19 protein-coding genes, 3 tRNA genes and 1 other RNA gene are annotated in these 18,688 nt (G+C 42.4%); all 23 read right to left on the bottom strand.

The window, feature by feature from the left end; genetic code table 11:
- Window positions 1-6 precede the first annotated feature (6 nt).
- The 23 genes from WC676_01835 to WC676_01725 all read right to left on the bottom strand — a co-directional run bounded on the left by WC676_01835 (window position 7) and on the right by WC676_01725 (window position 18,686).
- Entirely contained in the window at window positions 7-1,347 is a 1,341-nt protein-coding gene (locus tag WC676_01835; GenBank protein ID MFA5059351.1) for a replication-associated recombination protein A, read from the bottom strand.
- A gap of 7 nt (window positions 1,348-1,354) precedes the next feature.
- Window positions 1,355-1,511, bottom strand: a non-coding RNA gene (gene ssrS, locus WC676_01830) — 6S RNA.
- A gap of 16 nt (window positions 1,512-1,527) precedes the next feature.
- Window positions 1,528-3,558, bottom strand: coding sequence for a phenylalanine--tRNA ligase subunit beta (gene pheT, locus WC676_01825; protein ID MFA5059350.1), 2,031 nt, complete (start codon window positions 3,556-3,558; stop codon window positions 1,528-1,530).
- Between the two features lie 67 nt (window positions 3,559-3,625).
- Entirely contained in the window at window positions 3,626-5,134 is a 1,509-nt protein-coding gene (locus tag WC676_01820; protein ID MFA5059349.1) for a hypothetical protein, read from the bottom strand.
- A gap of 51 nt (window positions 5,135-5,185) precedes the next feature.
- Window positions 5,186-6,826: a hypothetical protein gene (locus WC676_01815; protein ID MFA5059348.1), complete on the bottom strand. Its 1,641-nt coding sequence runs from the start codon at window positions 6,824-6,826 to the stop codon at window positions 5,186-5,188.
- Window positions 6,827-7,002: 176 nt separating this feature from the next.
- Window positions 7,003-8,046 carry a phenylalanine--tRNA ligase subunit alpha gene (pheS, locus tag WC676_01810; GenBank protein MFA5059347.1) on the bottom strand — a complete coding sequence of 348 codons (1,044 nt, stop codon included), beginning with the start codon at window positions 8,044-8,046 and terminating at the stop codon, window positions 7,003-7,005.
- Window positions 8,047-8,160: 114 nt separating this feature from the next.
- Window positions 8,161-8,511 (bottom strand): 50S ribosomal protein L20, encoded by a 351-nt coding sequence (gene rplT / locus WC676_01805; GenBank protein ID MFA5059346.1) that lies wholly within the window; start codon window positions 8,509-8,511, stop codon window positions 8,161-8,163.
- Window positions 8,504-8,701 carry a 50S ribosomal protein L35 gene (gene rpmI, locus WC676_01800; protein MFA5059345.1) on the bottom strand — a complete coding sequence of 66 codons (198 nt, stop codon included), beginning with the start codon at window positions 8,699-8,701 and terminating at the stop codon, window positions 8,504-8,506. Before rpmI ends, rplT begins: the two co-directional genes overlap by 8 nt.
- A 67-nt stretch (window positions 8,702-8,768) precedes the next feature.
- A complete protein-coding gene (infC, locus tag WC676_01795) occupies window positions 8,769-9,293 on the bottom strand; it encodes a translation initiation factor IF-3 (GenBank protein MFA5059344.1) in 525 nt (174 codons plus the stop codon).
- Between the two features lie 85 nt (window positions 9,294-9,378).
- Window positions 9,379-11,109, bottom strand: coding sequence for a threonine--tRNA ligase (gene thrS, locus WC676_01790; GenBank protein ID MFA5059343.1), 1,731 nt, complete (start codon window positions 11,107-11,109; stop codon window positions 9,379-9,381).
- A gap of 28 nt (window positions 11,110-11,137) precedes the next feature.
- Window positions 11,138-11,214: transfer RNA gene (locus WC676_01785), tRNA-Val, on the bottom strand.
- Between the two features lie 34 nt (window positions 11,215-11,248).
- On the bottom strand, window positions 11,249-11,863 hold the full coding sequence (locus tag WC676_01780) for a DUF1579 domain-containing protein (GenBank protein MFA5059342.1): 615 nt from the start codon (window positions 11,861-11,863) through the stop codon (window positions 11,249-11,251).
- A gap of 180 nt (window positions 11,864-12,043) precedes the next feature.
- Window positions 12,044-12,126, bottom strand: a tRNA-Leu gene (locus WC676_01775).
- Between the two features lie 160 nt (window positions 12,127-12,286).
- Window positions 12,287-12,358 (bottom strand) — tRNA-Cys (locus WC676_01770).
- A 17-nt stretch (window positions 12,359-12,375) separates the two neighbouring features.
- Window positions 12,376-12,915, bottom strand: coding sequence for a flavoprotein (locus tag WC676_01765; protein MFA5059341.1), 540 nt, complete (start codon window positions 12,913-12,915; stop codon window positions 12,376-12,378).
- Entirely contained in the window at window positions 12,912-13,151 is a 240-nt protein-coding gene (gene rpoZ / locus WC676_01760; GenBank protein MFA5059340.1) for a DNA-directed RNA polymerase subunit omega, read from the bottom strand. Before rpoZ ends, WC676_01765 begins: the two co-directional genes overlap by 4 nt.
- A gap of 27 nt (window positions 13,152-13,178) precedes the next feature.
- Window positions 13,179-13,769 carry a guanylate kinase gene (gene gmk / locus WC676_01755; protein MFA5059339.1) on the bottom strand — a complete coding sequence of 197 codons (591 nt, stop codon included), beginning with the start codon at window positions 13,767-13,769 and terminating at the stop codon, window positions 13,179-13,181.
- Between the two features lie 12 nt (window positions 13,770-13,781).
- Window positions 13,782-14,603, bottom strand: coding sequence for a YicC/YloC family endoribonuclease (locus WC676_01750; GenBank protein MFA5059338.1), 822 nt, complete (start codon window positions 14,601-14,603; stop codon window positions 13,782-13,784).
- Window positions 14,600-15,103: a nucleoside-diphosphate kinase gene (locus WC676_01745; protein ID MFA5059337.1), complete on the bottom strand. Its 504-nt coding sequence runs from the start codon at window positions 15,101-15,103 to the stop codon at window positions 14,600-14,602. The genes WC676_01750 and WC676_01745 overlap by 4 nt, the downstream gene beginning before the upstream one ends.
- Window positions 15,100-15,942, bottom strand: coding sequence for a ParB/RepB/Spo0J family partition protein (locus tag WC676_01740; GenBank protein ID MFA5059336.1), 843 nt, complete (start codon window positions 15,940-15,942; stop codon window positions 15,100-15,102). Before WC676_01740 ends, WC676_01745 begins: the two co-directional genes overlap by 4 nt.
- Window position 15,943: 1 nt before the next feature.
- Entirely contained in the window at window positions 15,944-16,786 is an 843-nt protein-coding gene (locus tag WC676_01735) for an AAA family ATPase (GenBank protein ID MFA5059335.1), read from the bottom strand.
- Between the two features lie 79 nt (window positions 16,787-16,865).
- Window positions 16,866-17,066, bottom strand: a complete 201-nt coding sequence (locus WC676_01730) for a Jag N-terminal domain-containing protein (protein MFA5059334.1) — start codon at window positions 17,064-17,066, stop codon at window positions 16,866-16,868.
- Entirely contained in the window at window positions 17,067-18,686 is a 1,620-nt protein-coding gene (locus tag WC676_01725; GenBank protein MFA5059333.1) for a YidC/Oxa1 family insertase periplasmic-domain containing protein, read from the bottom strand.
- Window positions 18,687-18,688: the final 2 nt, after the last annotated feature.

The raw sequence follows: 18,688 nt of genomic DNA, 5'->3' as shown, positions 1-18,688 counted from the left end.
GATCTTTTAGGGATTTTTGGGCATCCTTTTTTTGATCTCTTTCTCAAAGCCTAGGTCTGTCGGCTCATAATAAATGGTATGTTCCGGCATATATTCTTGCGCAACATAATGGTTTTCAAAATCATGGGCGTATTTATAGCCTTGTCCATGCTCTAAACTCTTGGCGCCTTTATACGAACTATCTTTAAGATGCTTGGGGACTTCTTGAACTCTTTTTTCCTTAACATCTTTAAGGGCTTTTTCTATTCCTAAATATACGGCATTGGATTTTGGCGCGCACGCGACATAAACAGCCGCTTGAGCGAGCGGAATTCTGGCCTCCGGCAAGCCGATAAACTCCGAAACCTGCAAAGCCGCGCTCGCTAAAACAAGCGCCTGCGGATCGGCATTGCCTACGTCTTCTGCCGCGCAAATGCAGATCCGGCGGGCAATAAAACGCGGATCTTCTCCCGCGTAAAGCATTTTCGCCATCCAATAAAGCGTAGCATCGGCATCTGAGCCGCGCATGGATTTTATAAACGCTGAGATCGTATCATAATGCGCGTCGCCATCGTTATCATAATTGACCTGTTTTTTTTGGACGGATTCTTGCACAACATCTAACGTCAGGTGAATGCGATCATCCTTATCGGGTTGCGTGGTCATACACCCGATCTCTAAAGCATTAAGCGCTCGGCGGGCGTCTCCTTCACAAACTTGCGCTAAAAACTTTAACGCATTTTCCTCGGCTTCGATCTTGAGATGGCCAAGTCCTTTTTCTTGGTCGGATAAAGCGCGTTTTAAAACTGACATAATATCTTCAGCCGACAAAGGTTTTAATTCAAAGATGATAGACCGTGATAGTAAAGGACCAATGAGCGCGAAAAACGGATTAAAAACAGTGGCACCGATCAAGATCACATAACCCTGTTCTAAATCGGGCATTAAAACATCTTGCTGGGCTTTATTGAACCGATGGATCTCATCGATAAAAAGGACCGTTTTTTTGGAAGTGGTTTTAAATCGGTATTTGGCGGAAGCGATAACTTTTCGTAATTCTTCCACGTTGGACGAGACAGCATTAAGGCTTTCAAAATGGCCTTGAGTGACAAAGCTAATGCAGTGAGCTAAACTCGTTTTTCCCGTTCCCGGAGGGCCATAGAGAATAAGCGAGCTGAGCCGGTCGGCTTCAATGGAACGGATGAGAAGTTTTCCTTCGCCTAAGATATGTTTTTGCCCGGCAATTTCGTTTAGGGTTGTCGGACGCATACGCACACTAAGAGGGAGTTTTTTAAGCTGATCTTGGGGCTGCTTTTCTTCTTCGAAGAGGTTCTCTGCTTGGTCGGGTGAGGATGTGTGTTTTTTCATGGAAAAATTTATCCCCGCGGTGCCGTCGGGTTAGATGTAAATTGAACCTGCAATTTACGTGGGTGCCTCACTAAAATGTCCTTCGGACAATTAGAAATTTGGCTCCCGTAGTTAATGTATTGGTTCATTACTACCTTAACCCAAAACGCGCACAGCAGGGATTTTGTAATATTCTTTTAATTACCGTCTGATGGCGCCCAATTGGTTCGTCAGGGATTGACAGATCTTCTCGTGAACCTGAGCAACTTCTTCTTCGCGCAACGTGCGCTTTTGGTCTTGATAGATCAAAGAAAAGATAAGGCCGCGATGGCCGGCAGGGATTTTTTCGCCCAAATACTGCTCCATAAAATTGACCTGTTTGACCAAACCGTCGTCATGGCTGCGTACCAGCGCGCGGATCTGCTCAAAACTTACGTTATCTTTAACGGCCAAACTAATATCGCGCACAATACCGGGAAACAGTGTAATGGGCTGATAATTTTTTATCGGTTGTGCCGCTAGAAAGATCTTTTCTAGATCCAACTGCGCGAAAAACACTTTCTTTTTTTTGATATCCCACTGATCTAAGACCTGTCCGGAAACTTTTCCCAAAAAACCTATTTTTTTATCTGCCGCTAAAATGTTCGCCGCCTGTCCCTCGTCTAGAAACACGATGGATAAAGGCGCAAAATCCATTTTCTTAATGCCGATCGTCTTTAAAAGATTTTCGATAATTCCCTTTAGGTCAAAGAGATCCGCTTCTCCTGTTTTAGGATTTCGCCAATCATAGCGATACTGACCTGTCATCACGATCGTTAATGTCTCTTTTTCTCCCGACGAAGAATAGATCTTTCCGCATTCAAAAAGATGAATATCTTTCTGTCCGCGATTAAGGTTTGTTGACACGACCGCCAACAAGCCGGGCAAAACCGAGGGGCGCATGATCTCTTGTTCTTGGGTTAAAGGATTTTTGACCTTCAAAAGATCTGTTTCATTTAAATTGGTTTTTTCCAAGAACTTCCGGCTGATCATCGTATAGCTGATAGCCTCATTTAATCCATAGCCGCACAACACAGAAGATAATGTTTTTTTGATCATCTGACTAATGGGAGAAATGATCGAAGAGACTTTAATTTGCGGAAGGCTGACCGGAATACGGTCATAGCCGATCATGCGGGCGATCTCTTCGATAACGTCAACATCCTGACGAACATCTAAACGAAAATCCGGAGGAACAATTTTTAACGCGTTTTTGGAGGCTAAATTTATTTTAAATCCCAGTTTTTTCAGGATGTTTTTGCATTTTTCCGAAGAGATTTTCTGCCCTAAAAGACGGTCCACTTTTTTTAAGTTCAACGTAATAGTTGTTTTAGATATTTTTATTTTTTGAAGATAAAGATCTGTATACGCGCTTAATGTTCCTTTAGCTTCATCATTAATAAGTAACAGCGCGTGTTTGGCGGTTGCGGCAACGCCGTTTATATCAACGCCGCGTTCAAAGCGATAAGACGAATCGCTGGAAAGCCCCAATTTTCTAGCACCCCGACGGATAAGAACGGGATCAAAATAGGCGCTTTCTAAAAGGATATTTTTTGTTTGTTCGGTCACTTCCGCATCTTTGCCGCCCATAATTCCGGCAATGGCAACAGCGCGTTTAGCATCGGCAATAACTAAAATGGACGGATCGAGTTTTCGCTCAACACCGTCAATGGTGGTGATCGTTTCATTATCTTTGGCGCGCCGAACAATGATCTTGCCACCGGATAATTTATCCAAATCAAAAGCATGTAAGGGCTGGCCTGTTTCTAAAAGGCAGAAATTAGTAATATCCACAATATTGTTAATACAGCGAACACCGACGGGGATAAGGCGGTTTTTGAGCCAATCACCGGAGGATTTGACGGAAATATTCTTGACGATAGCACCAATATAGCGCGCGCAGTCTTTTTTATCGGAAATAGTAATGTCGACTTTTTCTTTTGAAATTTTAAATCCACCAACACCGGGAATTTTTAAAGGAATATTTAAGATCGCGGATGTTTCACGAGCAATGCCAATGAGGCTCAAACAATCAGGGCGATTAGGCGTTACTTCGATCTCAAAAACAGTATCTCCACCGATGATTTCGATCTTTTTAACTTCTAAACCGGCCATGGTGAGCCGATGAGCTAATTCTTCGGATTTTAAGCGGACGGGGACATAGTCATTGAGCCAATTCAGAGAGATTTTCATAATGCAGACATTTTAAGGCGGCGGCGTGCGATTGTCAATGAAAGGAATATAAAGCAAATGTAAAAAATTACCAGCCGCAGTTGGGGCTAGGAGCAGCGCAAGAACCAGCATTGTTGCAATTGGGCCCCCAACTTATATATCCGCTTGGACCGCTAGCGCTAAATAAACAGCCAAGTGAAAATAGCGTTGCTCCGGCATTCATTTCATCTGAATACTCTTCACAAGCACCTTTCGGCCAACCAGCTGGAACCGAAACAGTTTCTGTAAAATTACCTCCATCTGTTGTTCTGCACAATTTTTGAAAATCAACTGCAATGCTCCCACCTTGAATCCAAATAGTTCCTGGTTGTCCCGTACCGCTTCCCGATCCTGGATTCAGAATAATATGCCCTCCATCAGTGTTTCCAGTTCCTCCATCTTGCGCACGAAGGATCATACTAACTCCATTTTGATTTGCGGCTGCTGTTCCTCCTTGAAAATCAATAGTTCCTGCCGGAACCGCTACGTTTATCCCAACTCTTTTCGTATCCCCGTTCATCATCAATACAGGAGTCACTAAATCCCCGGCATCATAAAAACGATGATATTGATTGCTAATATAATTTAATGAATTCGAACTAATGCCAAAACCATACGCCCCGCCGTAAAGGTCAATATGGGAAAGAGAAGGATTTCCCGCATTATCATAATAATCACTGAGCTTTAATCGTGGTACCGGCGCCGCTCCGTTTGCACCTCCGCCAATATTTAATTTATAACCAGCTGGATTTGCTATACCAATACCGACATTTCCTGAAGCATCTACTCTCATTCTCTCAGCTGAATTTGTATAAAACGCGAGCTGATTAAGCACAGGCCTGCCTAATCCAACACCGGAATCTACGATAGACAAATCATATGCCGGAGATGAATTTTTAATACCAACATTAACTCCATTAATTGTCATAACACTTGTCGTAACTCCACTGGTCATCTTTTGGAATTCAAGGCGATTATTGGTGGAATTAATGATCCGCATATTAAAATCCTGCGGCGCTGCAAGCCATCCAGAGTGAAAATCAATATAAGGCGCACCATTGATAACGGGGTTTAATGTTGTATTACTGCTCGCTCCTAACTCTATCGATCCACCTCCATCTGCATTAAGCGAATTAGATGTCGTCGCGGCGCCCCATTGGACACTACCGCCTAAGACACTCAATCTTGAAGTTGGATTTGTTGTTCCGATGCCGACATTGTAGTTGATATCCGTCGTATAAATATTGCCCGGAATAGCGCCGGTCGTCCAAAATCCACTACCTAGATTTACCCATGCCGGCGTTGTACCCTGGCAAGAAACAATCATGTCAGTGGCGTCATTGAAAAACATTAAACCTAGCGTCGAACCATCGCATGTCGGTAAAGGAGCCGCTGGATTATGCGGCATGATTTGCAAGCGGTCATACGCTCCAAACGGCGCGGGATAATAAGTAGTAAGCGTAATCGTTTCCGTCGCCTGGGCAAACACAGAATTTGGAATAATCGGCGGAGAAAAGAGAATCGCAAGAACGCTTATGAATAATATTTTTTTTCGCATTGTCTTATCCTCCTATGGGAAATTCCTTTTTTAAAAAATTTATTTTGCTCTTTACTGCTTAACAATATTCGCACACCAAACACCCGAATCAAAACTAGCTAATTCTTGTTGATACGTTGAATTAGATAAAGAACATGTGCACGATGTAACAGCCCCTAGACATTCACTGCTTCCTTCTACAGTTCCAACTCCCGTATTTGTCGTCCCACCGACACAAGAGGTTGTATTGCCGTTACATGAAGCTAAAGATTGCGGTGTTGGATAAATCGCGCGGCACTGCGCATCACACCAATTATCCGGTTTACAACCGACGTTAAACGGCCCCAAGTCATCAAATCCATTACAATATCTTGTTTGTGTAGAGCAATTTTCCGTTGCGGCAACATTAAAACAAAGCTGTGCCGGTCCAGCGGGTGGATTTGTATTTCTGATGTAGAAATCTCTGCCTTCGATCCTGTCGGCATCTAATCCGGAACCGCTGCCGTCATTTTGAGATGTCCACACTAACCCGCCATCAACAATAACATCATCCCCAAAATTCCCTCCACCGGAGACTTTAAGATTGCCGCCGGAAACATGCAGTTTCTCCTGAGGACTTGCCGTACCTACACCAACATCACCGGTTGTTCCGGCTCCCGATGCCGGGCCGACAAACATCGTCGGAATATTAGAATCAAATCCTATAGCTAAAGAATTATTGGTTGCATTGGTAATGCGATTAGCGGCGCTAAGGCCTTTGCCGATCGTTACGGAATTTGATCCGACAGAGTTGATATGCGTCCCTAAAGCCAAAGATGTGGTTCCGGTCGCGATCGCTCCGGGACCTATGGCAACAGCGTTTGTCCCTGTCGCTTGACTGCTTTCACCCATAGCAATGGCCCGCAAACCAGTTGCGGACGAATTATGACTTAAGGCAATGCTATTGGTATTGCTGGCCGTTATGGTGCCGGAACCAAGAGCAACAGAATAAAGTCCAACATTAGCATCATCCCATTGAGCGCCACCAACACTTCCCGCGCGAAGCGCCCCCTTAGAAGGGATCCACATAAACCTTGTTCCAGCGCCGGAAACAGGAGTATTTCCTGTTGTGCCGTTAAATAAAATTGAACCATTTTCAACATGCAATAAAGTATCGCTGTCGGGAGCATTAGTTCCAATACCAACGCGCCCTCCGGTAAAAGTTGCCGTCGGGCCAACGCCGGAATTTTCAAAAGAAGCTAAGGGGCTAACATTACCGGTGTTGTTTGCTACTCTCAATGTCCTTCCTCCACCGCCGCCAAATGCGTTGTACAAATACACAGCATCATTACCCGCAGTCACCGATCCGTGAACGTGCAGCCTGGCGGTTGGCGTTGCTGTCCCAATCCCGACTAAAGAATTAATATTCGTCGGATATAAATTATTTCCGACTTGTGTCCACTGCGACCCTAAACTCGACCAGCTGGGGCCTGTCCCCTGGCAGACAACCACCACATTATTGGCATCATCATAAAACATCATTCCACGAATAGCATTGGTACACGCCGGCAAAGCTACCGCCGGATTATGCGGTGTTATTTGCATACGGTCATAAACCCCAAACGGCGCGGGGTAATAGGTCGTTAGAGAAATTGTTTCAGAATTTTGAGCGGAAACGATCGCAGGCAAAATCGAGACGAGAAATATAAGCACCAATAAATGAAGTCTACGCATGAACAAACCCCTCCCAGAAATACATTAATATTTCGGTAGCTTTTTAGCTTTATGATACGCGCCAGCGCTTTCTTCAAAAGAACAGGCGCGACTATAGTATAAGTATATTATAAAAAGAGGGAGGACTCAACGTAAGGATAGCTTTTCTAGGAAAGCGGTTTTTTGAAGCGCCATCATCAAAACTGTTTTAAAAATCTCACATCATTCTCAAAAAACAACCGAATATCGTCAATGCCGTATTTAAGCATAGCAATGCGCTCAACGCCCATCCCAAAGGCCAGGCCGGTATACTTATCTTTAGGATACCCAACGGCTTCAAACACTTTTGGATTGACCATGCCGCATCCTAAGATCTCCAGCCACCCTTTTTTACCGCAAACAGAGCACCCTTTTCCATCGCAGAGATAACAAGAGATATCCACTTCGGCGGAAGGCTCGGTGAAAGGAAAAAAATGCGGACGAAAACGCATCTTGATTTTTTCCCCGAAGAATTTTTTCGCAAAGGCTTCTAAAAGCCCTTTAAGATCGGAAAATTTAACATCCCTATCGACCAAAAGCCCTTCGACCTGGTGGAACATGAACGAATGACTGGCATCGACCGCGTCGGGACGATAAACTTTCCCCGGAACCACAACCGCTAGCGGCGGAGAAAATTGTTCCATCACCCGGATTTGCGCCGGAGAGGTATGACTGCGCAACAATTTGAATCGGTCTTTCTTTATATCATCTTTGAGGTCTAAATAAAACGTGTCAAAAGCATCGCGGGAAGGATGATCAACGGGAATATTTAACGCGGTAAAATTATTAAATTCGGTTTCAATTTCCGGCCCTTCCATGACCGCAAACCCAAGCTTTTCGAAAGTAGAGCAAATATCATTCATGGTTTGCGTTAAGATATGCGCCTTTCCGGGAGCAATAGCCACTCCGGGAATTGTCATATCTACGGTTTCTTTTGAAGAACCGAAAGCACCCGGTAATTTTTTCAAAACTTCATTTTGTTCTTCCAAAAGTTGCGCAATCTTATTCTTGAGTTCATTGGCATTTTTTCCGACGGAAGGCTTCTGTTCGGCAGAAAGATCGGGAAGACTGGCATAGATCTCGGCAATCAAACCCTTGCGGCCCAAATATTTTATGCGCAGTGCTTCTAAGTCTTTTTGATGTAAAGCCGCCTTTATTTCATTGGCGGCTGTTAATTCAATAGTATTGAAATCCAAATTCATATTTAAATTCGTTTAAGGCTTTTAAAAAGCCGGGAAAATATCTTACTAATTTAACGAAAATATTTTCCCGGCTCTCCATATTTGCTGATATTGCTTTCCCCAAACAAACGAAAACTATTTTGCTTTTGAAATATCAATGAGTTTTGTAAGTATTTCCGGAGAATTAACCGCTAAGTCAGCTAATATTTTTCGATCAATGGTGATCTTGGCAGTCTTAAGACCTTTGATGAACCGGCTATAATTTGTTCCGGCCGCACGGCAAGCCGCGTTAAGGCGGACAACCCAAAGGCTTTTGAATGCTCGTTTTCTATTTTTGCGATCGCGATAAGCATAAGACATGCTTTTAAGCAGTGATCTTTTGGCTTGGGAATAACGACGGCTACGATGCCCAAACTGACCGGCCGCCTTCTTTAAAAGACGCTTCTTTTTTCTGCGCGCCGAGACAGCGTGTTTAATTCTAACCATAAGGAAGTAACCTCCTAATATTTTGATGATCGACGCCGGCAATATAGCCTGTTTGGCGTAAATTGCGTTTGCGCTTTCTGGTTTTGCCACCTAAGATGTGGCCGCGGCCGGCTTTGCGGTGCTTGATCTTCCCTTTTTTGGTAAATCGAAACCGTTTAGCGGCCGAACGATTTGTCTTTAATTTCGGCATGTTGCCCCTTTCTTTTATTTAAAAACTACAAACTGCGACCTAAAAACAATACTGCTAAAACATTTTGTTATTTATCCGCCTTAGGCGCGATCACAACACTCATAATACGCCCTTCCATCATCGCACCCTTTTCGATCTGGCCGTGGGGCATCAAGTCATTGGTGAATCGGTCGACGATCCGCCTACCCAGATCTTGAAAAGCCATTTCGCGTCCGCGGAAAAATAAATTCACTTTGACTTTATCTTTCTTATTTAAAAACGCGATGGCCTGTTTTAATTTCACCTGATAATCGTTTTCCTCAATATGAGGCTTAACGCGAATTTCTTTTAGATGAGAAATCTTTTGACTTCTTTTAACACGCCGCTCTTTTTTCTCTTGGTCATATTTGTATTTACTGAAATCCATGATACGACACACCGGCGGTTTTGCCGTCGGAGCAACCTCAACTAAATCAAGGCTGTGCTGGCTGGCCAACTCCAGCGCGCGCTGGATCATCACAACGCCTAATTGTTCGGCATTAGGACCGATAACGCGAACTTCGGGAACTCTGATTCTTTCGTTGACGCGAATATACTTTTGTATACGAACCACCTCCTTAACGAGTCCCGAATAATCGGGACGAGTTAACCCAGCACTAATTTAACTTTGCTAAATTAGTGCTGGGCAACAACTTGGTTTATATTTTTTCTTCCTCTTCCTTTTTTAATCTAACAATAAACTCTTTTAGGTCAACGCTTCCCTCGTCGCCAACAACGCGTTTTCTAACCGCCACTTTTCCGGAAGAGGCTTCTTTGTCGCCGACGATCAGAACATACGGAACTTTTTTAGTCGTCGCTTCGCGAATACGCTTGTTGAGCGTCTCGTGGCTTTGGTCAATTATAACCCTAAATCCTTCTTTCTGTAAATCCTCTTTTACTTTTACGCCGTAATCGTGATGGCTCTCGCTAATAGGAATGATCGCTATTTGAACCGGAGCAAGCCATAAAGGAAATGCTCCGGCATAATGTTCTATTAAGGTTCCGATAAATCTCTCCAAACTTCCTAAAATAGCACGGTGAAGCATAATGGGGCGTACGGCTTTTCCGGTTTCATCAACGTATTCCAATTCAAAACGCTCGGGTAAAGCGAAATCACACTGAATGGTCGCGCATTGCCATTGACGCCCGAGGGCGTCTTTAAGCTTTATGTCGATCTTTGGACCGTAAAATGCCCCATCGCCTTCATTAATTTTATAAGATAATTTTCTTTCCTTTAAAGATTCTTCCAAAGCTTGGGTGGCTGTATTCCAGTTTTCTTCGGTTCCAATAAATTTCGCCGGACGAGTGCTCACTTCAATATCCATATCTTTAAATCCAAAATCATTCATTGTTTCAAAAACAAAATCAACGACATTGATGACTTCCGCTTTAACTTGATCCGGACGGCAAAAAATATGCGCATCATCTTGGGTAAATCCGCGCACGCGAAGCAGCCCGTGCAAAACACCGGCTTTTTCTTGACGATAAACAGTTCCTAATTCAAAAAAACGTACCGGAAGATCGCGATAAGAACGGATCTTAGATTTGTAGATCAACATATGCCCCGGGCAGTTCATCGGCTTGACGGCATATTCTTCATTTTCCGTCTTAAAATAATACATGTTCTCGCGATAATACTCGGCGTGGCCGCTTTGTTCCCAAAGCTTTCCTTTTAAAATATGAGGCGTTGAAACAAAATCATATCCGTGTTTCATATGCTGCGCGCGGACATAATCTTCGATAATTTTGCGTAACATCGCGCCATTGGGATGATAAAAAATTAGCCCCGCTCCGGCGGTTTCATGATACACATTGAAAAGATCAAGCTGAATCCCTAATTTTCTATGATCGCGGTTTTTAGCTTCTTCCAATAATTGAAGATATTCTTTAAGTTCTTTTTCCGTCGGAAAACAAGTTCCGTAAATGCGCTGCAGCATAGGATTTTTTTCATCGCCATGCCAATAGGCTCCAGCCACCGATAGTAACTTGAAGGCTTTGATCTCGCCGGCATTATCAACATGCGGACCCTTGCATAGATCCATCCACGCGTCACCTGTTTTAAAGATGGAGACTTTCTCGTCAGGGATTCCCTGGATAAGTTCTACTTTATAGGTTTCTTTCATCTTGGAGAACAAATCAATGGCATCTTTTTTCGGCATGAAACTTTGGACAAAAACCGGTTTGCCTTGGATAATTCTGCGCATTCTGGATTCTATTGTTTTCAAATCTTCCGGCGTAAAGGGCTCTTTGCGGTCAAAATCATAATAAAACCCATTGTCGATAGCCGGGCCAATGGTCACTTTGGTTTCCGGCCAAAGTTCCTGAACCGCCTGCGCCATCACATGCGAACAACTGTGACGAAGTTTATCAATGTCTGTTTTGTATTCCATGTTTCTTTAAGGACCCTAAAATAAAATATGGTGGACTCAGGGGGGCTCGAACCTCCGACCTCTTCCATGTCAAGGAAGCGCTCTAACCAACTGAGCTATGAGTCCACATAAACCAAATTAAATCAAATAACCAATGTATTTACTTAACTCGTGAATAAATGAGCTCCATCGTTTTATATTCTTTTCCGTCGAGGCCGTTCATGAACATTTCATAACTATAATGATCGGCATCCATGATCTTTGAAATTCCGCGCACCGCGCGATTTGTTTCGCCGGTCATTGGGCAAGAAACACTTCCTTGTTCGGTAAATGTTTTTGTTGCCGGGTCATATTGGCTGGTGGTCGCCATCACAGCCGTTGACATATTATCGATCCAGATCGAGTTGTATTCTTTACTTAAATTATTATAACCTATAATATTAATTCCCTCAAAAGGCTGGCCCATCGACTCCCCTTTAACATCCGATTGGACAAAACGTCCGCCTAAAATCCAACGGCTGCTGGTCGTCCCGGTTGATTCTTCCGGTGTAGTATCCGCGCTTTGCCACCATTTCATCGTATAGGTCCATTCTCCGGCAAGAAAATCTAAATTTTTATGGTTTTCATTTGGCGTTGAAAATTGCTGCCATTTTTCCATCATTAATTCTTGTTCTGTTTTAGCCGGTGCCGCCTGGTCTTGGGCATATCCCTGTCCAACAAAAATAATCCCACAAAAAAATAGTGTTATGACCGCATAACGAATACCTTGAGACATTTACTTCTCCTTTTATTTTGAAATAGCCTTATCGGCTATTTGGTTTTAAATCTGCCCTAGCTCGGACGGAGCCTCGTTAGGCCCACCATATTTTTCGTCCTGCGCCATTCGCTTGCGCTTATGGCTTAGGACCCATTTGTGTTATTTCTCTGATATTAGATATTAATGAAATAACACAAATGGGCAAGGAGGGAGTCGAACCCTCACAGCCTTACGGCCAAAGGATTTTAAGTCCTTCGTGTATGCCATTCCACCACTTGCCCAATGAGTACTAAATTTATGGAGCAACAGCGAACATAAATTTACGTATGAATTGGGCCCCGCACCTTTGAATTATTCAGAATGAGCGATACAAAGGTGCGGGGCGAAATTCGCATTTATAATTTACAAAGCCAAGGCTTCGTAAATTATATGCTCATTTCGAGGCGTGGACCGGATTTGAACCGGTGCATAGCAGTTTTGCAGACTGCTGCCTTACCACTTGGCTACCACGCCAAATATTCATATCTCTTCTATTTTAAAGAACGAACGACCGAGCGAACAATATCGTCCACTTCCGCCAAATGCCCTTCGCCCGTCGTGCCGCAGGCTAATTTACCTTTAACGGGCTCAATAAAACTAACACCCATTTTTTTTAATTTCGAAATATTCTCTTGAACGATCTTATTTTTATACATCACATCATTCATCGCCGGAGCGATCAGGATCTTCGCTTGCGTTGCTAAAGCCAAACAGGTTAAAAAATCATCGGCGATTCCGGCGGATAATTTTCCGATCACATTGGCCGTTGCCGGGGCAATAAGAAAAAGATCAGCCTTTTGCCCTGAAGCAATGTGGCTCATTTTCCAACTGTCTTCATCGAACATATCCGTCAAGACTTTTCGCCCCGAGAGTGCCGACAAAGTTAAAGCCGGAATAAATCTTTGAGCTTCTTTGGTCATAACCACCGTAACCTGGCAATTCTGGTCTTGTAAGCGGCGAATGATATCGCCGGCTTTATACGCGGCAATGCTTCCGCAAACCCCTAAAATGATCTCTTTAGGTTTTTTCACTTATCTTCCTTTTTTGCTTTTCTTGCTTTCTCGTCTATTTCAGCGCTTTCTTTGGTCTCTACTTTCCCCGCCAAGATCTCATCTAAGGCGATGGTCGCCGTTTTTTGTGACGGAAAATCGATCAAGGGCGGCAGCCCATCAGCTAATTCCAAAGCTCTTTTGGAAGCTAATAAAATCAACTTATAAATACTTCCCGCTGCACGGGGCAATAATTGTTCCAGTGGTTGATACGCCATTTGTCCTCCTTAAGGGTTGAATAAAAACTATTTTTCTAATTCTTTTTCGATAATGTGCTGTAATTCTTTCGTTGCTTTGGCAAGATGATCGTTAACAATAATATATTGATACATTCCGGCTTTGCTCATTTCAAACTGAACTCTTTTTAAACGCACCGAAAGGCTTGTTTTCGACTCAGAACCGCGCCGGCTTAAACGGTCTTTTAGTATTTTTACCGACGGAGGTTTGATAAAAACCGTTAACGCGTCGGAATATTGCCGCAGGGCCGTTTCGGCACCTTTGACATCAATACATAAAAGAACATTTTTTCCCGCGCGTAACAATTTTAAAACTTGAGATTTTAGCGTTCCATAATATTCGCTAAAGACTTTTTCCCATTCTAAAAATTGCCCGCTTTTTTTAAGGCGTAAAAATTTTTCTTTCGTTAAAAAGAAATAATCACGGCCGTTTCGCTCGCCCGGACGCCGTAACCTTGTTGTCGCGGAAACGGATTTTAGCAGTTTTCCTTTGAGCCGTCTACTTAAAAGTATCTTCTTGTAGAGCGTCGTCTTCCCCGACCCGGAAGGCCCGGAAATAATGACAATCCGTCCCTTGCGCTTGGCAGATCTTTTTTTCATAAGCACAAAGCGTTATTCGACATTCTGAGATTGCTCGCGAATTTTTTCGATCTTACTTTTTAAAGCAATAACGGCATTGGAGATGTGTTTGTCCTGCAGTTTTGATCCGATGGTATTGGTTTCACGCTGCATTTCTTGGGCAATAAAATCGATCTTTTTTCCTGCTGCCGTATCTGTTTTTAATAGAAGTTTTAATTCATCCACATGGTGCGCCAGGCGTTTAAGTTCTTCATTCACATCAGAGCTTTTTTCTAAAGAAGAAAATTCTTCGCCATTAAGGGTTTTCTTTTTTTCTTTGAGAATAAATTTTGCTCTCGTCTGTATCATATTGACCTGTAAGGACATACGTTTCAATTGTTCACTAATATCTTTGGCGAGGCTTGACCCCTCTCTTTTTCGCATGGTCACCAAGCTTTTTAAAGCGCCAGTAATCGCACGCTCAAATGCCGGCCATAAAACCTCAGGGTCAATGGTTGTTTCTTTCGTTTCCACAATTCCCGGAAGCTGGATAATATCGCTTAAAGACAGGTCGCCTTTAAGGTTAAGTTCTTTCTTTAGGATATGTGCGTATTTCAAATATGTTTTTGCGACTTCTTTATTAAAATGAACGCTGAGCTGCGGCTTGTTAGTGATTTTAATAGCAATGATCACTCGGCCGCGTTCGATTTTTTCTTCAATGAGTTGACGAATACGGTTTTCAACAGCCGCGAATCCCGTCGGTAAATAATATCCGATATCTAAATACCGATGATTAACGCTTTTGACCTCAACGGTGCCGCGCACGCCACTGGCGGTAAATTCAGTTGAACCAAAACCCGTCATTCCTGTGATCATGCCCACACCTTCTTTTTATAAGAATTGATTGTTGTTTCTTTGACCGGGTAAAGGTCAACGATGATCTCGTCGGGAGAAAACCATAATTTGATCTCGCGTTCGGCATCTTCTTTATTAGCCGAAACGTGAATAACATTTTCATAAACACCCTTAGTGGTGATGCGCCCGTAAGAACCACGAATGCTGGTCACATCCGCTTCTTCCGGATTAGTGGCGCCGGCGAGGCCGCGGCATTTGGCAATGGCATCTTCACCCCAATAGACCATGGCCATCACTTTCTTGCGATTATGATATTCGCCCATCAGATATTGAATGACTTCTCCGAAAAACGGCTTGTCTTTCAGGTGTTGATAATGTTCCTCAGCGAGTTCACGCTCAACGCGCACCATGCGCGCCGCGACGATCTCTAGTTTTGTTTCGGAAAGGCGCGTGAGGATATTCCCGGTCAAAGATTTGGCCAGCCCGTCGGGCTTTACCACAATAAGAACTTGTTCTTTCATTTTTTTATGATCCCCATGATTCGTTCTAAATCGTTTAATGAATAATATTCGATGATAATTTTCCCTTGTTTTTTTTGTGCTTTGATCCTTACCTTTGTTCCTAAAATTCTTTGCAGGTCTTCTTCGAGATCGATGGTGTAATGATCTTTATGGGCGCTTGATTTTCTTTTTTCCTGATCGTCCGCGTCAGGCTTTACCAGTTGTTCAATGGCTCGGACCGACAAACCATTTTTAACAATTTTTAGAAAAAGTTTCTTTTGTAAACTTTCATTTTCAATGCTTAAAAGCGCGCGTCCATGGCCGACAGAGATCGAATTACCGGAAATAGCTTTTTGTATCTCTAAAGGAAGCTTTAGAAGGCGCAGTGTATTGGTGATGGTTGTTCTATCTTTCCCAACTGATTGCGCCACATCATCTTGCGTAAATTTGAAATCTTCTATGAGCTTCTTGAAAGCCTGCGCTTCTTCAATGGCATTAAGTTCTTCACGCTGAATATTTTCAACTAAGGCGATCACTAAAGCTTCTTGGTCGTTAACATTTTTGATAACGACCGGAACTTCTTCCATATCCAAAGACTTGGCCGCGCGTAAACGGCGTTCGCCGGCGATCACTTCGTATCCATCGCCTTTTCTTCGAACAAGGATCGGCTGTAAAACTCCTTTTTCTTTAATGGACGAAATAAGATCACCTAATTTGGCATCATCAAAATCCAAACGAGGCTGTAGAGAATTTTCTTTGATCTCCGTCGTGCGAAGATAGGTGACTGATTCAGATTTTACGGAAATATTTTTTTCGGGAATAAGCGCCGATAAGCCTTTTCCTAAAGCACGATTTTCCATTTTATTCTCCCGCCTTTTCTTTATCCGAAATGTTTTCCTGTGACGCGACTAATTCCGGCGAATAATTTCCGCCATTGTCGCCGGAGGCTTCCCCTAAAAATTCTCTGGCTAATTCTTCATAACGCTTGGCGCCAATGGAACTTTTTTCATAAAGAGAAATTGGTTTTCCAAAGCTTGGTGCTTCGCTCAGCTTAATGTTGCGCGGAATGATCGTTTTGTAAACTCGTTCTTTAAAATAGCTTTTAATTTCACTAATGACTTCGTTTGTTAAATTAGTACGGAAGTCAGCCATAGTCAAAACAACGCCTTCAATGTCCAAACTGGAATTCAATCCGTCTTTGATTAAATTGATCGTTTTAAGAAGTTGTGATACGCCTTCCAAGGCATAAAACTCGCACTGGATCGGAATAATGATCGAATCACTCGCCACCAAAGCATTCAGCGTAAGCAAGCCTAGAGACGGTGGACAATCAATAAAAATATAATCATAGTCGTTCTTTGCTTTTTCTAAGGCTTTCTTTAGGCGTGTTTCTCTGGAAATAACGCCAACTAATTCAATTTCCGCTCCGGTTAAATTAATATTACACGGAGCTACTTTCAAATTAGGAACTTCCGTCGGCAAAGCTATTTCATCGACGGTGAGCTGATTCAGCAAAACATTATAAATGGATTTGGTGATGGTATTTTTGTTGATTCCTAAACCGCTGGTAGAATTTCCCTGAGGATCGGCATCAACTAAAAGGATCTTTTTCCCGGATAAGGCTAATGCTGCGGACAAATTGATAGTGGTAGTGGTTTTTCCTGTGCCGCCTTTTTGATTACATACCGAAATGACTTTTCCCATGGGGCAATATCCAATGTTTCACGTGAAACATTTCTAAAAGCTTATTCCTTCGTTATTCTAATAATGGAGTCTATGAAAATCAAGGTCTTTTTTCTTTATTTACGCTGACAATGATTTTTGCCGGTTTTGCGCTATCCAATCCAAAAAGGCCTTTTTTCTCTTCGCAGACGATCTTTACTGATATCGCGTTTCGAGGAACCTTGAGCAATTCTAATGCCTTTTTTATAGCATCTTTGACTGTCTTCCCTTCTACTTCAATGCTATTTTGGGTTTTTTCCATTTATTTCTCGAAGTTCATTTTGGACATTTTCCACTGAGAAACTGTCGAAAGAAGATAAAATACGGTAAAATACAAAGATAGTCCGCTTGAGAATTTATAAAATATAAACCCTAAGAAAATTGGAAAGAATACGAGCATGATCTTTTGCTGTAGAACTTGATTTGGATCCGCTGAAGACATTGATTTCATGGATATTTTCTGCTGAAAATACATGACAACGGCCATAAGAAGCGGAAGTAAATTGAATTCATTCCCTATAATAGGCAGGTTTTGAGCGAAAACAAAAAGGCGGTCCGGTTCAGATAAATCTTTGATCCATAAAAATGGAGCTCCTTTAAACTCTACAGAGCGCCATAAAGCCTGATAAAGCGCTATAAATACCGGCATTTGAAGCAAAAATGGCAAGCATCCGCTAAAAGGATTGACATTGTATTGCTTATATAATTCCATAACTTCTTTGTTCATTTTTTGAGGATTATTCTTGTGCTGTTCACGTAATTGGGCCATTTTAGGCTGTATGGCTTGCATTTTCTTCATTGACTTCATCCCATGAAAAGTCAAAGGATACATCGCTAAAAAGACAAGAGTACTTACAAGAATGATTGCAATGCCCCAATTCGGGATAACTTTATAAATGATATGCATAACGTTCAAAATAAGTTTAGAAACCCAATCAATGGGCGAAAAATTACTAAATACCATAATATCTTCAAAACCCTGCTTGTAGCTCTTAAGTAATTTCAAATCTTGCGGCCCGACGTAGATTTTAGCGGAATATGTGAAAACTTCACCGGGATTGATCGCAACGTCATCATGGTCAATGGAAAGTTTCAATCGCTTTTCATTTACAAAATCGGTTTGATATCCTTTGGCCTGGGATTCAGGCTTTACGAATATTGCATAGTAACGATTGCGAAATCCGATCCATTTCACCATGCCGGATGTTTTTTTCGTATCTTTAATGGTAAATTTATACGCATTCCCTCTGCGAAAAGCCATATTTCCGGAATAAACCGAATATTCAAAAAGACTTATGTCTCTTTCGGGATCAACGATATTGTCCAATCTGGATGTATCTATAGAAAAGCTATTGATGGAAAGGTTTTTAATGATCGGCGCTCCGGATACGTTCTTTATGCTGATCGCGGCTGTCAAAACATCAGTGTCATCTGAAAAATCGTATCGCTTCTCAATTTCTAAATTGGAGTCTCTGCATAGATAAGAAATCGAGTTTCCATTTTTTTTCGTTACAGAAAATGGAAGGCTGGAATATTCAGACAATCCAAAAACATCAACGACCGGCATACGATAACCGTATTTTTTGATTTCGACGCTCTTAATAACGCCGCCAAGATTGGACATTTCTGACTTTATTTTTGAGTTCTCTACCAAAACGATTTCTTCCGATATTTTTTGGCCTGAGCTTGGCAGGATTTTCGCAGGTTCTATTGCGGATAACTTAGATTCTTCACTATGTATAACTTGTTTATTTTCAATTACTTGTGATATATTTTGCTCTTGAGTTTCCTTAGTTTTTGCAACTTGAGAAGTGACCATCATGTTGTAAACATACATGACGAGAAAAGATAAGGCTATTGCTAAAATAGTTCTTTTTTCCATAG

Source organism: Candidatus Omnitrophota bacterium, assembly GCA_041649175.1.
Lineage (GTDB): Bacteria > Omnitrophota > Gorgyraeia > Zapsychrales > JBAZNR01 > JBAZNR01.
This window is presented reverse-complemented; position numbering and strand designations above follow the sequence as displayed.